The 14,981-nt window shown below is 67.4% G+C and carries 10 protein-coding genes; all 10 read right to left on the bottom strand.

Translation table 11 applies throughout. The features are described from left to right. Positions 1-2: 2 nt before the first annotated feature. The 10 genes from OG413_RS04200 to OG413_RS04245 all read right to left on the bottom strand — a co-directional run bounded on the left by OG413_RS04200 (position 3) and on the right by OG413_RS04245 (position 14,826). Positions 3-980: an ABC transporter permease gene (locus OG413_RS04200; protein WP_266803060.1), complete on the bottom strand. Its 978-nt coding sequence runs from the start codon at positions 978-980 to the stop codon at positions 3-5. Next, entirely contained in the window at positions 973-1,896 is a 924-nt protein-coding gene (locus tag OG413_RS04205) for an ABC transporter permease (protein ID WP_266803061.1), read from the bottom strand. The genes OG413_RS04200 and OG413_RS04205 overlap by 8 nt, the downstream gene beginning before the upstream one ends. A gap of 108 nt (positions 1,897-2,004) precedes the next feature. Further along, positions 2,005-3,636 carry an ABC transporter substrate-binding protein gene (locus tag OG413_RS04210; RefSeq protein ID WP_266803062.1) on the bottom strand — a complete coding sequence of 544 codons (1,632 nt, stop codon included), beginning with the start codon at positions 3,634-3,636 and terminating at the stop codon, positions 2,005-2,007. Positions 3,637-3,789: 153 nt separating this feature from the next. Further along, positions 3,790-4,932, bottom strand: a complete 1,143-nt coding sequence (locus OG413_RS04215; RefSeq protein WP_266803063.1) for an ABC transporter ATP-binding protein — start codon at positions 4,930-4,932, stop codon at positions 3,790-3,792. Next, positions 4,925-5,983: an ABC transporter ATP-binding protein gene (locus OG413_RS04220; protein WP_266803064.1), complete on the bottom strand. Its 1,059-nt coding sequence runs from the start codon at positions 5,981-5,983 to the stop codon at positions 4,925-4,927. The genes OG413_RS04215 and OG413_RS04220 overlap by 8 nt, the downstream gene beginning before the upstream one ends. Positions 5,984-5,994: 11 nt before the next feature. Next, complete coding sequence (locus OG413_RS04225) at positions 5,995-6,942, bottom strand: ABC transporter permease (protein ID WP_266803065.1); 948 nt, start codon at positions 6,940-6,942, stop codon at positions 5,995-5,997. Beyond that, complete coding sequence (locus OG413_RS04230) at positions 6,935-7,867, bottom strand: ABC transporter permease (RefSeq protein ID WP_266803066.1); 933 nt, start codon at positions 7,865-7,867, stop codon at positions 6,935-6,937. Before OG413_RS04230 ends, OG413_RS04225 begins: the two co-directional genes overlap by 8 nt. Before the next feature lie 166 nt (positions 7,868-8,033). Beyond that, positions 8,034-9,671: an ABC transporter substrate-binding protein gene (locus OG413_RS04235; protein WP_266803067.1), complete on the bottom strand. Its 1,638-nt coding sequence runs from the start codon at positions 9,669-9,671 to the stop codon at positions 8,034-8,036. A gap of 428 nt (positions 9,672-10,099) precedes the next feature. Then, a complete protein-coding gene (typA, locus tag OG413_RS04240; protein ID WP_266803068.1) occupies positions 10,100-11,974 on the bottom strand; it encodes a translational GTPase TypA in 1,875 nt (624 codons plus the stop codon). A 347-nt stretch (positions 11,975-12,321) separates the two neighbouring features. Then, positions 12,322-14,826: an ABC transporter family substrate-binding protein gene (locus tag OG413_RS04245; protein ID WP_266803069.1), complete on the bottom strand. Its 2,505-nt coding sequence runs from the start codon at positions 14,824-14,826 to the stop codon at positions 12,322-12,324. Positions 14,827-14,981: the final 155 nt, after the last annotated feature.

Consider the following 14,981-nt stretch of genomic DNA (forward strand, 5'->3'; position numbering starts at 1 on the left):
CCTCAGCGCAGCTTGGGGTCGAGGGCGTCGCGCACCGCGTCGCCGAGCATGATGAACGCGAGCACGGTGACCGCCAGCGCTCCGGCGGGCCAGAGCAGCATGTGCGGGGCGTTGCGGATGTAGTTGGACGCGGCGGAGATGTCGATGCCCCAGGACACCGCGGGGTCCTTCAGGCCGACGCCCAGGTACGACAGGGTCGCCTCCAGCGAGATGTACGTACCGAGGGCGATCGTCGCGACGACGATGACCGGGGCGATGGCGTTGGGGGTGATGTGGCGCAGCATCATCCGTGTGTTGGAGGCGCCGAGCGCGCGGGCCGCCTGGACGTAGTCGTTCTGTTTGGCGGTGATCACCGAGCCGCGGGCGATGCGGGCGATCTGCGGCCAGCCCAGCAGGACGATGAAGCCGACGACGGGCCAGACGGTGGAGCTGGTGACGACGGAGAGGAAGACGAGCCCGCCGAGGACCACCGGGATGCCGAAGAAGACGTCGGTGATGCGGGAGAGGATCGCGTCCCAGAAGCCGCCGAAGAAGCCGGCCAGGCCGCCGAGCACGCTGCCCAGGATCGCGACGCCGAGGGTGGCGCAGACGCCGACGGTGACCGAGGTCCGGGTGCCGTAGACGACCCGGGTGTAGACGTCGCGGCCCTGGGGGTCGAAGCCGAAGGGGTGGCCGGGTTCGGAGCCCTTCTGGGCGTCGTCGAGGTTGGCCTGGAGCGGGTCGCCGTCGGCGATCAGGGAGGGCCAGATCGAGATGATCACCAGGAAGAGGATGACCAGGGCGGAGATGATGAAGACGGGGTTGCGGCGCAGGTCGCGCCAGGCGTCGGACCAGAGGCTGTGCGGTTTGCCGGACGGTCCCGTCCCTTCGGGTCCGCCCGGCGTCTTCTCCAGGGTCGTGCCCTCCTCCAGGGCGAGGTTCATCGCGCCACCGGCTCCCGCCGGGGAGATCGCACCGTCCGATGACTGCGGCTCAGGCATAGCGGATCCTCGGGTCGAGTACGGCGTACAGGAGGTCGACGATCAGGTTGGCCGCCAGGAAGACGAGGACCAGGACGGTGACGAACCCGACGACGGTCTGGGAGTTCTGGCGCAGGATGCCCTGGTAGAGCTGGTAGCCGACGCCGTGGATGTTGAAGATCCGCTCGGTGACGATCGCCCCGCCCATCAGGGCGCCCACGTCCGTACCGATGAAGGTGACGACGGGGATGAGGGAGTTGCGCAGCAGATGCCGGACGACCACGCGGCGCCTCGGCAGGCCCTTGGCGACGGCGGTGCGTACGTAGTCGGCGCGGGCGTTCTCGGCGATCGAGGTCCGGGTGAGCCGGGTGACGTAGGCCAGCGAGACCGAGGCGAGGACGAGTCCGGGGATCAGCAGCTCGTTGACGGGGGCCTCGGGTGACACGGACGGCTTGATGATGCCCCACTCGACGCCGAGCAGGAGCTGGAGCAGCAGGCCGGTCACGAAGGTCGGGATGGAGATGACGACCAGGGTGAGGATCAGCACGGTGGTGTCGATGGGCCGGCCGCGGCGCAGTCCGGTGACGACGCCGAGGCTGATGCCGATGACGACCTCGAAGACGATCGCGATGATGGTGAGCCGGATGGTGATGGGGAAGGCGGTGGCCATCAGCTCGGTGACCGGCTGCCCGTTGAACGCGGTGCCGAAGTCGCCGGTGAAGACGTTGCCCATGTACGTCAGGTATTGCTGCCAGACCGGCTTGTCGAGACCGAACTCCGACCGCAGCTGGGCGGCGGTGGCCGGGTCGCACTGGCGGTCGCCGCAGAGACCCGCGATGGGGTCGCCCATCACGTTCACCATGAGGAAGATCAACAGCGTGGTGCCGAAGAAGACGGGGATCATCTGCAGCAGCCGCCGGATCACATAACGTCCCATGAGGGGCTCCGGGGGTCGGGGCGAACAGGCGGAGAAGGGGGACCGTGGCAAGCCCTGGGCCGGGTGGCGGGGACGCTCGGGACGCCCCCGTCACCCGGTGTCAGTGGGTCACTTGACCTTGATCTGTTCGTAGACCGGGACGCTGAACGAGTTCAGCGCGACGTTCGAGATCCGGTCGGAGTAGCCGGCGCTGCCGTTCTGGTACCAGAGCGGGATGACGGGCATCTGCTGGACGAGGATCCTCTCCGCGTCCTGGAAGGTGGAGACGGCCTTGGCCTTGTCCGTCTCGGCGTTCGCCTGGTCGACCAGCTTGTCGAACTTCTTGTCGCTCCACTTGCCGTCGTTGGACGGGGCGTTGGTGTAGTACACCGGCTGGAGGAAGTTCTGGATCAGCGGGTAGTCCATCTGCCAGCCCGCGCGCCAGGCACCGGACAGCTTCTGCTGGGAGACCTGGCTGCGGAAGTCGGCGAAGGTGCCGACCGGGCCGCCGACACAGGCCGTGTTGTCGCCCATGACGTTGTTGATGCTGTTGCAGACGGCGTCGACCCATTCCTTGTGGGAGCCGGTGTCCGCGTTGTACGAGATCTTGAGCTGGCCGCCGGGGATGCCGCCGCCCTCCTGGATCAGCTTCTTGGCCGCTGCCTTGTCGTACGTGCACTCCTTGCCGCACAGCCCTTCCTTGAAGCCGCCGTCCGCGCCGAGGACCGGGGAGGTCCAGTCGGAGGCGGGGGTGCGGGTCTTCTGGAAGATCTGGTTGGTGATCTGCTCCCGGTTGATCGCCATCGACAGGCCCTGGCGGACCTTGGCGCCGTTCGGGGTGTTCCACGCCTTCTCGTAGAAGGGGAAGGCGATGGTCTGGATGATCCCGGCCGGGGTGTTGATGTAGCGGCCGCCGAGGTCCGACTTGACGTTCTTGAGCTGGGAGGCGGGCACGTCGTCGACGAGGTCGAGGTTGCCCGCCGTCAGGTCGGTGTAGGCGGTGTTGTTGTCGGTGTAGACCTTGAGGTCGATGCCGCCGTTCTGCGCCTTGTCCGGGCCGGGATATTTATCCCACTTGCGCAGGTTCATCGACGAGCCCTTGGCGTACTTGTCGATGGTGTACGGGCCGTTGCCCACGGGCTTGGAGAGCCACCCGGCGTGGTCCGTGAAGAACTGCGTGGGCAGCGGGGCGAAGGCCGGGTAGCCGAGTGTGTCCGGCCACAGCGAGAACTTCTGGCTGAGCTTGGCGGTAAAGGTCATCTCGTTGACGATCTTGAGCCCGGCCAGGGTGTCCGTACTGGCCTTGCCGCTCGCCGGATGGGCCTTGTCGTAGCCGTCGATGTACTGGAAGAAGTAGGCGTTCTTCTGGTTGTTCTTCAGCGCGGCACCGTAGTTCCAGGCGTCGACGAAGGACTTGGCGGTGATCTTCTCGCCGTTGGAGAACGTCCAGCCGTCCTTGACCGTGACGGTGAAGTTCTGCGAGTCGGTGGTCGCGATCTTCTCGGCCAGCATGTCGGTGGCCGCGCCGGTCTTCGGGTCGTAGCGCTTGAGCCCGCGGAAGACCATGTCGAGGACCTTGCCGCCCTGCACCTCGTTGGTGTTCGCGGGCTCCAGCGGATTCTGCGGGTCGCCCCAGGAGGAGCTCACGATCCCATTGGCACCGCTACCACCGCCGCTGTCGCCTCCGCCGCCGCAGGCCGTCGCCGCCAGAGCGACAGCCACCGCACATGCGGCCCACCTGGCCCGTGTGGCTCCGCGCATGAAGTGCCTCCTAGAGTCCATTGATTAGCTCAATGCCTCATATCACCCCATTTGACGGACTATCGCATGTTTGCTTACCCCGTACGGGCGCACGCGAAAGTGCCCGGCCCCCCATGGGGACCGGGCACCTCGTGGATCATCCGCGCGGGGAGGTTACGCCGCGTGCACGACGTCCTTCTCCTCGGCGAAGTGGCACGCCGACTCGTGCGCGGCCGGAGTGTCCACGGACCGGAAGCGCTCGGGGATCGCCAGCAGCGGCATCTCCGTGGCGCACTTGTCCTGGGCCTTCCAGCAGCGGGTGCGGAATCGGCAGCCCGACGGCGGGTTCGCCGGCGACGGAACGTCACCGGTGAGAATGATCCGCTCACGGCCCTCACGGGCCTCCGGGTCCGGAACCGGAACCGCCGACAGCAGCGCCTGGGTGTAGGGGTGCGTCGGGTGCTCGTAGATCTGCTCGTCCGTACCGATCTCGGCCATCTTGCCGAGGTACATGACGCCGACCCGGTCGGAGATGTGCCGGACGATCGACAGGTCGTGCGCGATGAAGAGGTACGAGAGGTTGAACTCGTCCTGCAGCTTCGCCATCAGGTTGATGACCTGCGCCTGCACCGACACGTCGAGCGCGGAGACCGGCTCGTCGCAGATGATGATCTCCGGGTTGAGCGCGAGGCCGCGGGCGATGCCGATGCGCTGACGCTGACCGCCGGAGAACTGGTGCGGGTACCGGTTGATGTACTCCGGGTTGAGCCCGACGACGTCCAGCAGGTCCTGCACCTTGCGGCGCCGGTCGCCCTTCGGGGCCACCTCGGGGTGGATCTCGAAGGTCTCCCCGATGATGTCGCCGACCGTCATACGCGGGTTCAGCGACGTGTACGGGTCCTGGAACACCATCTGGATGTTGCGGCGCACGGCCTTCAGCGCACGGCCGGACAGCTTGGTGATGTCCTGGCCCTTGTAGAAGACCTCACCGGCGGTGGCGCGCTCCAGCGTCATCAGGAGCTTGGCGACCGTGGACTTGCCACAGCCGGACTCGCCCACGATGCCGAGGGTCTCGCCCGCGTAGAGATCGAAGGAGATCCCGTCCACGGCCTTGACCGCGCCGACCTGCTTCTTGAACAGAATGCCCTGGGTCAGCGGGAAGTGCTTGACCAGGTTGCGCACCTGGAGAATCGGCTCGCCCTGCGAGACCGGCGCGTCGATGGCTGCGACGGCCTCCGCCTCCGTCGCCGCGTCGACCGTCTCCACTTCGGTGACGCTCGGGGTGGCGTCCACGGGCTCCTTCTTGATGTCAGCCATGGATCGTCTCCTTCCAGAAGTGGCAGGCGCTGCCGCGGCCGACCAGCTCGGTGCCGTCCTGCTCGGTCACCGGGCGCAGGGCCGGGATGTCCGTACGGCAGATGTCCTGCGCCATGGTGCAGCGCGGGTTGAACGCACAGCCCGTGGGCACCTTGAGCAGGTTGGGCGGCAGGCCCTTGATCGCGAAGAGCTCCTGGCCCTTCTGGTCCAGGCGCGGGATCGACTCCAGCAGACCCTTGGTGTACGGGTGCGCCGGGCGCTTGTAGATCTCGTGGACCGGGGCGGTCTCGACGATCCGGCCCGCGTACATCACGGCGATCTTGTCGGCGACGTCCGCGACCACACCGAGGTCGTGGGTGATCAGGATCAGGCCCATGTTGTACTCGCGCTGAAGCTCCGCGAGCAGATCCATGACCTGGGCCTGCACCGTCACGTCGAGCGCGGTGGTCGGCTCGTCGGCGATGATCAGGTCCGGCTCCAGGGCCAGCGCCATGGCGATCATGATGCGCTGGCGCATACCGCCGGAGAACTGGTGCGGGTAGTCCGAGACGCGGGCCGCGGCGGCCGGGATCTTGACCTGGTCCATCAGCTCGATGGCCTTGGCCTTGGCCGCCTTCTTGGACAGGCCCTGGTGGACCCGGAACATCTCGCCGAGCTGGTAGCCGACGGTGAGGACCGGGTTCAGCGAGGACAGCGCGTCCTGGAAGATCATCGCGATCTTCTGGCCACGGATCTTGCGGCGCTCCTCGTAGGACATCTTCAGCATGTCCTGGCCGCGGAAGAAGATCTCGCCCTGCGGGATCTTGCCGGGCGGCATGTCGAGGATGCCCATGATGGCCTGGGCCGTCACGGACTTGCCGGAACCCGACTCACCGAGGACGGCGAGCGTCTCACCGGCGTCCACGCTGTAGTTGACGCCGTTGACGGCCTTGGCCACGCCCTCGCGGGTGTGGAACTCCACGTGCAGGTCGCGGACTTCGAGCAGCGGGCCGACATGGTCGTCACCCGAGCGCGCGGACGGGATCTCTGCGGTCTTGCTGACGGTGGTCACGTGCGCCCTCCTTATCGCGTCTTCGGGTCGAGGGCGTTACGGACGGCTTCGCCGAGCATGATGAACGCCAGAACAGTGAGGCTGAGCATGATCGACGGGTAGACCAGGATGTGCTGGGCCACCCGGATCTGGCTCGAACCGCCGGAGATGTCCATACCCCACGAGACGGTCGGCGGAGCCAGACCGAGACCCAGGTAGGACAGGGTCGCCTCGGCCGAGATGTACACACCGAGCGAGATGGTCGCCACGACGATCACCGGGGCCAGGACGTTCGGCAGGATGTGCCGGAACAGGATCCGGCTCGTACCGGCTCCCAGCGCTCTGGCCGCCTGGACGAAGTCCGCCTGCTTGATCGTGATCACCGCACCGCGCATGACACGCGCGATCTGGGTCCAGCCGAGGAACGCCAGGGCGAAGACGACCACCCAGATCGTCCGCTCGGTGAACGCCTGGAGGACGACCATGGCGCCGAGCAGGAAGGGCAGGCCCAGGAAGATGTTCGTGAAGCCGGAGAGGAGCGCGTCGACCCAGCCGCCGAAGTAACCGGCCAGCATGCCGATCAGACCGCCGAACAGGGTCACGACGACCGTCACCGAGACACCGACGATGACCGACGCGCGGGTGCCGTAGATGACACGCGCGTAGACACTGCGGCCCTGGCCGTCGAAGCCGAACCACTCGGGCGAACCGATCTTGCTCAGCTCCGGCTTGCCCAGGAAGTGGTGCACCAGGTCACCCGTGGTGGGCGAGGCGCTGGTGAACAGGCTCGGGAAGACCGTGATCACGAGCAGCAGCAGGATCAGGACGGCCGAGATGATGAAGTACCAGTTGCGGCGCAGGTCCTGCCACGCGTCGCCCCAGAGACTGCGCGCCTTCTCGGCCTTGACGACGGCCGACGGGTCGGCGAGGGGAGCCTTGGCGTCGTCGGGCGCGGGAGCGGTCTTGGTCAGGTCAGGCATACCGGATCCTCGGGTCCAGGACCGCGTACAGCAGGTCGACGATAAGGCTCATGAAGAGGTAGACGAGCACCAGGATGGTGACCAGTCCGACCAGGGTCGTGCCCTCGCGGCGGACGATCGACTCGAAGATGGTGCCGCCGATGCCCTTCACGTTGAACAGGCCCTCGGTGACGACCGCTCCACCCATCAGAGCGCCGAGGTCGGTGCCGAGGAAGGTGACGACCGGGATCAGCGAGTTGCGCATCAGGTGCACACCCACGATGCGGCGCTTGGGAAGTCCCTTGGCCACGGCCGTGCGCATGTAGTCCGAGCGCAGGTTCTCCGCCATGGTCGTACGGGTCAGCCGGGCGACGTACGCCAGTGACAGTGACCCGAGAACGACAGCCGGCGCGATCAGCTCGCCCCAGGTGGCGTCGTTCGAGACGTTCGGCGAGATCCAGTCGAGCTGGAAGGCGAACACCGACTTGACGATGAAGCCGAGAACGAAGACCGGGATCGAGATGATCAGCAGCGTCAGGACCAGCACGACGTTGTCGGTCAGCCGTCCGGCGCGCAGACCGGCGGCCATGCCGAGACCGAGACCGAGGACGATCTCGATCAGGAACGCCATGGCGGCGAGCCGCAGGGTGACCGGGAACGCGTCGCCGAGCACGTCGGTGACGGGGCGTCCACTGGCGATCTGGGTACCGAAGTCGAAGTGAAGGACGATGCCCTTCATGTACTCCCAGTACTGCACCAGGATCGGCTGGTCGAGCCCGAGCTTGTGCCGCATCGCTTCGAGGGTCGCCGGGTCGGCCCCCTTGTCCCCGAAGAGTCCCCGCACGGGATCACCGGGCAGTGTGTAGACCATCAGGAAGATCAGCAGAGTTGTCCCGATGAACACCGGGATCATCTGGAGCAGTCGTCGTGCGACATAGCGCCCCATCGTGCCTCCATGTAAATAGGCAAGCGGCAGCCGACGGGCCCTCCCCCGCCGCAGGCACCCAGTGGGTGGTCTGCGGCATGGAAGGGCCCCCCGGCCACGGCGTGCAGGCGGGTGCGGGACCGATGTCAGTTTCGGTCCGGCACCGGCCCGCGGACTACGTCGGTGGTTACTTCTTGACCTGGACTTCGGTCAGGATCGGGTCGCCGTCCTGGGCGTACTGGACGTTCTGGACCTTCTCCGAGTAGCCGGCGTTGACCTTGTAGTACCAGAGCGGGATGGAGGGCATGTAGTTCACCAGCTCCTTCTCGATGGACTGGTAGGCCTTCACCGACTCGTCGAGCGAAGCGGCCGAGTCAGCCTTCTTGATCTCGGCGTCGAGCGCCTTGTTCGAGAAGTCGCCCTGGTTACCGGCAGCACCGGTACGGAACAGGTCGCTGATGAAGTTGGCGTTCACCGGGTAGTCGAGCACCCAGCCGGAGCGGTACAGGGACTTGACCTGCTTGGCGTCACGGGCGTTCGTGTCGGCCTGGAAGTCGGCCTTCGAGTCGCCGGTGCACTTGACGCCGGTCGCCTGGGTGATGCTGTTGCAGACAGCCTCGACCCATTCCTTGTGACCGCCATCGGCGTTGAACTGGATGGAGATGGCGTTCTTGGGGACGCCGCCACCCTCCGCGATCAGCTTCTTGGCCTTCGCCGGGTCGTACTTGGTGACGTCACCGGTGGCGTTCGGCTGGTAGCCGAGAACACCCTTGGCGACCCAGCCCGTGGCCGGCTCACGCGTGCCCTGGAGCACCGTCTTGGTGATGGTGTCGCGGTCGATCGCCATCGACAGACCCTGGACAACCTTGGGGTTGATGCCCTTGAACTGGTCCGTGTAGTACGCGACGGCGATCGTCTGGATGGCGGAGTACGCCTTGTCCACCGCGCGGTCACCGAGGTCGGCACGGTAGACCGGAAGGTCCTTCGGGCCGATCTGGCGCAGCACGTCGACGTTGCCGGACTTGAGGTCCTCGTAGGCGGTTTCGAGGGTGGTGTAGTTCTTGAAGATCACACCACCGTTCTTCGCCTTGTCGAGACCCTTGTAGTCGTCGTTGCGGACGACCTTGATCTGCTTCTTGTGGTCCCAGCTGACGAACTTGTACGCGCCGTTGCCGACCGGCTTCTCGCCGGCGGCCTTCGGGTCCGCGTAGAAGGACTCGGGCAGCGGGGAGAAGACCGTGTAGCCGAGCTTGTACGAGAAGTACGGCAGGGCGCCGTTCAGCTCGATGGTGAAGGTGTAGTCGTCGACGACCTTCAGGCCCGACATGGCGTCGGACTTCGGCTTGGCCTTCTTGCCCTCGGGGTGGACATCGGCGTAGCCCTTGATGTCGCCGAACCACGACGCGTTGGTCTGCGCGTTGTTGATGTTCGCGGCCCAGTTCCACGCCTTGACGTAGGAATTGGCCGTGACCGGGGTCCCGTCGTGGAACTTCCAGTCCTTCTTGAGCTTGACCGTCCACAGCTTCGAGTCGGTGGTCTCCACCGACTCGGCGTTGATCATCTCAAGCTTGCCGTCGGGGTCGTAGTCGACGAGCTGTGAGAAGACGGCGTCGGTGACGATGCTGCCGTTCGACTCCATCGTGTTCGCCGGCTGCAGCGGGTTCTGCGGCTCACCGACCTCGACGGAAAAGATGCCGTTGGCGTCAACAGCGCCCTTCGCGCTCTTGTCGCCCTCCTTGCTGTCGTCGCCGCCGCCACAGGCGGTCGCGGCCAGGGCGATGATTGCCGCTCCCGCGACCCACTTGGCGCTCTTGGCACCGCGCATGGGTTTCCTCCTCATGAGTCCACTTTTGACTACAAGAGGGGCACTGGAGAGATCTACCGACACCCCTGACGGCGATCGTTTCCGTGCCCCGAGTGTGCTCGTGAGTCGGCACTCCCCACAGTGCGTGACCCATTGACCCGAGCTCAATGGAGCCAACTATTAAGTACGCCCGGGCTGTAAACCACACTTAAAGGGTCTCGGTTTGACAACATCAGTACGGGCCCTGTGCCCGAAATCCGGACAAAGTGATCCCAGACAGACACGCCCGAAACGGACCGTTAACACATGTTCCGGAGAGCGACGTCCGATATCCGGACACCCGGGGCAGAAAAACGCGTTGACGAAAGGCCCGGTCCCCCACAATCTCTGCGGGGGACCGGGCCTCATATTCGGCTCGTACTGACGGGCCGTCCGCCGGAGTGCCCGGCTCAGCCGTTCTTGGCGCGCGAGGCCGTACGGCCACGCTGCTTGGCGTCCAGGACGACCTTGCGGATGCGCACGGTCTCCGGGGTCACCTCGATGCACTCGTCGTCGCGGCAGAACTCCAGGGACTGCTCCAGCGAGAGCTTGCGGGCCGGCACCACGTTCTCCGTGGTGTCGGCGGAAGCCGCACGCATGTTGGTGAGCTTCTTCTCCTTGGTGATGTTCACGTCCATGTCGTCGGCGCGGGAGTTCTCGCCGATGATCATGCCCTCGTAGACCTCGGTGCCGGCCTCGGTGAAGATGACACCGCGCTCCTGGAGGTTGACCATCGCGAACGGCGTCACCGTGCCCGAACGGTCCGCGACCAGCGAGCCGTTGTGACGGGTGCGCAGGTCACCGAACCACGGCTCGTGGCCCTCGAAGATGGAGTGCGCGATGCCCGTACCGCGGGTCTGGGTCAGGAACTCCGTACGGAAGCCGATGAGGCCGCGGGACGGGACGATCCACTCCATGCGGACCCAGCCCGAACCGTGGTTCGTCATGGTCTCCATGCGGCCCTTGCGGGTCGCCATCAGCTGCGTGATGGCGCCGAGGTGCTCCTCGGGCGAGTCGATCGTCATGCGCTCGATCGGCTCGTGGGTCTTGCCGTCGATCTGCTTGGTGACGACCTCGGGCTTGCCGACCGTCAGCTCGAAGCCCTCGCGGCGCATCTGCTCGACGAGGATCGCCAGCGCGAGCTCACCGCGGCCCTGGACCTCCCAGGCGTCGGGGCGCTCGGTGTCCAGGACACGCAGCGAGACGTTACCGACCAGCTCGCGGTCCAGGCGGTCCTTGATCTGGCGGGCCGTGACCTTGTGGCCCTTGCCGCCCTTGCCGACCAGCGGCGAGGTGTTCGCACCGATGGTCATCGAGATGGCCGGCTCGTCGACCGTGATCAGCGGCAGCGCGATCGGATTCTCGGGGTCGGCCAGGGTCTCGCCGATCATGATGTCCGGGATACCGGCGATGGCGCAGATGTCGCCCGGGCCCGCCATCTCGGCCGGCTTGCGGGTGAGCGCCTCGGTCATCAGCAGCTCGGTGATACGCACGTTGGACATCGTGCCGTCGCGCTTGATCCAGGTGACCGTCTGGCCCTTGCGCAGCTCGCCCTGCTCGACGCGGCAGAGCGCGATACGGCCGAGGAAGTTGTCGGCGTCCAGGTTGGTGACGTGGGCCTGCAGCGGGGCGTCCGCGTCGAACTCCGGAGCCGGGACCGTGGAGAGGATCGTGTTGAAGAACGGCTCCAGGTTCTCGCTGTCCGCCGGGACGGTGCCGTCCTCCGGCTTGGTCAGCGAGGCGACGCCGTCACGGGCGCAGGCGTAGACGATCGGGAACTCGATCTGGTCCTCGTCGGCGTCCAGGTCCAGGAAGAGGTCGTACGTCTCGTCGATGACCTCGGCGATCCGGGAGTCCGGACGGTCGGTCTTGTTGATGCAGAGGATGACCGGCAGCTTGGCGGTCAGCGCCTTGCGCAGCACGAACCGGGTCTGCGGGAGCGGGCCCTCGGAGGCATCGACGAGCAGCACGACCGCGTCGACCATCGACAGACCGCGCTCGACCTCGCCGCCGAAGTCGGCGTGGCCGGGGGTGTCGATGATGTTGATCGTGATCGGGTCCCCGCCGGACTTGGGGTGATACTTCACCGCCGTGTTCTTGGCGAGGATCGTGATGCCCTTCTCACGCTCCAGGTCGTTCGAGTCCATCATGCGATCGTCGAGGTGCTCGGCGGCGTGCGCGGCGAACGCGCCGGCCTGCTTGAGCATGGCGTCGACCAGCGTGGTCTTGCCGTGGTCGACGTGGGCGACGATGGCTACGTTACGGATGTCGTGGCGCGTGGGCATGGGTGGCTTGCGCTTCTCTCGGATCGTGGGATCAGGCGTCTCAGTCGGTCTCGAGTCCTCGTACGCCCGCCGGGCAAACACGCCACGGCTCGTCCAATGGTACGGGCCCGGCGCGTCCCGGGCTTCCCGGGCCGATCCGCGAGACCGTTCTTCCGCTGGGATTCAGCCGATATTCAGCCCGTATTACGTCACCGACCAGCTGCTCGGCAGCCGGGTGACAGAGGGAAATCCGGGGGTGTGGGGGGAATCGAACAGCCCGGGTCGGGGCGTGAACCACCTTGCCCGCCGGGCATCCGGCGGGCAAGGGAATTGAGCTGCTTCTGAGCTTTGGCAGCGGGCTTGACCTGCTACTTCTTACGATTCGCGGGGGAACCTGCCGCTTGCGGCTTCTTGAATCCGATGTCCTGGTAGCGGGGAGCGGCGAAGCCGAAGGCGCCGACGTTCGCGAGCTTCTTGCCGACCGCCACGAGCTGCGGGCGCTGATAGAGGGGAATGGATCCGGCGGCCGCCCAGATCCGGGCGTCGGCCTGCTTCATCAGGTCCCGGGCGGCGCCCTCGTCCAGCTCCGAGGCCGCCTGGTCGAAGAGCTGGTCGATGTGGTCGGTGCCGACCCGGGTGTAGTTCTGCTCGACGAGGAGCGATCCGTCGGAGGCCGGCTCCGGCTTGGCGTAGATCGGGCGTCCGTCGGTCGCCGGGTAGGCGGTGGCGGGCCAGGAGTACAGCGCCAGGTCGTAGTCACCGGAGGCGATGTGGTCCTTGAAGTAGCTGTCGTCGGCGACCTTCGTGATCTCCGTGCCGATGCCGATGGACTCCAGCATCGCCGCGATCTTGTCGCCGACGGTGCGCAGCGACTGGGAGCCGGGTCCCGACGGGAGGACGAAGCGCAGGGTCAGCGGCTTGCCCTCCTTGCCGAGCGGTCCGCGCACCGAGGCGGGGGCCGGTGCGGCGGTGCCCGCGGGGGCGTACGCGCCCGCGGCGCCGCCGGGCTGCTTGTCCTGCGCGCTGACCTTGGTGGGCGTCTCGTCGGTGGCGCTGTCGGCCTTGGCCTCCGCGCCGGTCACGGGCTTCGCGTCCGCGAGCGCACCGGCCTGGCGCCGCAGGGCGGCGCTCTGGGCGGCGGCTGCCGGGGCGGGGGCGAGGACGTGGACGGCGGTGGTGCCGTCGGTGAGGAGGGGGCCGTCGTTCAGGGCGCGGGCCTGGCCGGGCCGCTCGCCCGGCTTGTTGTCCTCACCGACGATGTACGTGCCGTCGTCGGCCTTCTTCTCGTCCTTCTTCGCGGCGTCGGCCTTCTCCGCGTCAGCCTTCTCCCCGTCGGCCTTCTTCGCCGCGTCGTCCTTCTCCGCGGCCGCCTTTTCCTTCTCCGCCGTCCTCTCCTCCGCCTTTCCGGCGTCGGCACCCTCCTCGGCGGCCGAACTGTCCCCCGCCGCCTTCTTCTCCGCCGCCTTCTCCGCCTCGCTGCCCGCCTTGGTGTCCTTGGGCTTCTGGGCCGCGCCGCCCCTCGTCCAGCCCGCGTCGGCGAGCAGCGCCTGGGCCTCCTTGGCGTTCTGGTCGCCGAGCGCGCCGCTGCCGTCCTTGTATCCCGGCTGCCCGGCGAGGGTCAGGTGGCTGCCGAGCGGAGTCGCGGGAAGCCCCAGCGGCCTGAGTACGGTGTCGGCGAGTTCCTGGCGGTCCAGGGCGCGGGCCACCGCCCGGCGTACCCGGTCGTCCGAGAGCGGCCCGGACTCCCCGTTCAGCGCGAGCTGGGTGTAGGCGGGCTCCAGGGACTTGCGTACGGCGAAGCCGCGCAGGGCCTTCTGCTCGGCGCCGTACGTCGCGGTGGCCGCCGCGTTCTTTTCGCGGGCCGCCTGGGCGATCTCCGCCTCGTCCTCGTCCGAGCCGTGGGCCAGCGCCCAGGAGCGCAGGGCGGAGGCGGGCGTGATGTCGGATCCCGGGCCGTGGGCGAGCGGCTGTCCGGCCGCGCCCTTGTCGCGCGCGGCCAGGGCGATGCGGTTCGCCGCGGACGCGTCGACGTCGGCGATGTCGACAGTGCCCGCGGCGAGGGCTTTGGCGCGGTCCTGGGGCTTGACCGCGTGGAAGACGAGCGTTTCGAGCTTGGCTTCGTCGCCCCACCAGCGGGGGTCGCGCGCGAGGGTGACGGTGCCCTCGTCCTTGCTCACGCCGCGCAGGCGGAACGGTCCCGCCGAGGTCTTGAGCGCGGTGCGCGCGCCGTCGTTGAAGGCGTCCGGGGAACCGGTGACCTCCTTCGGGTACAGCGGCGAGAAGAGCGCGCGCCAGTCCCCGTACGGCTTGGAGAAGGTGACCCGGACCTGAAGGTCGTCGGAGCCGCGCTCGATCTTCTCGATCCGCTCGTAGCCGGCGTTGCGGGCGGTCCAGAACGCCGAGTCCTTGCCGCTCAGCGCACGCCACTGGGCGACGAAGTCGGGAGCTCCGATCTCCCGTCCGTTGCTCCACACGGCCCGCTGGTTGAGCTTGTAGAGCACGACCTGCTTGGGTTCGCGCTCGATGACCTTCGCGGACTCCAGGAAGTCCGGGTTGAGCCGCGGCTGCCCGTTCGCGTCCAGCGGGAAGAGGGTGGGCAGCACGGCTCCGGTGACGCGTGCGGTGGAGCTGTCGGCATCCGCCTGGAAGGCGTTGAAGGTGGCGGGCACCGTGTCGATCGCCCAGCTCACCGATGAGCCGTCGGCGACCTGGTCGCGGTCGGCCCGGGCGATGTCCTGCGGGAAGGGCCGCGCGCCGTCGTCGGCGCCCGAGCTGCAGCCGGCCAGCACCGGGATCGTGAGCACACCCGTCGTGAGGAGCGCGAGTGAACGGCGCTTGCGGGCCGTCCCGCGCGGGACGCCGACGTGGGACATGGCTGATACCTCCGGGGCCGGCCCGGACCACCCCGTACCGGAATGGACCGGATTATGCGTTCTTGGTGGCATTTGCAGTTGATCACACTGGTTCCGTCCGTCCACTGAAGGCGCACCCGCGCGGGAGGCGGCGCAGACACGGCGGACGGGACCCG

The sequence above is a fragment of the Streptomyces sp. NBC_01433 genome, assembly GCF_026340105.1.
Taxonomy (GTDB): Bacteria; Actinomycetota; Actinomycetes; order Streptomycetales; family Streptomycetaceae; genus Streptomyces.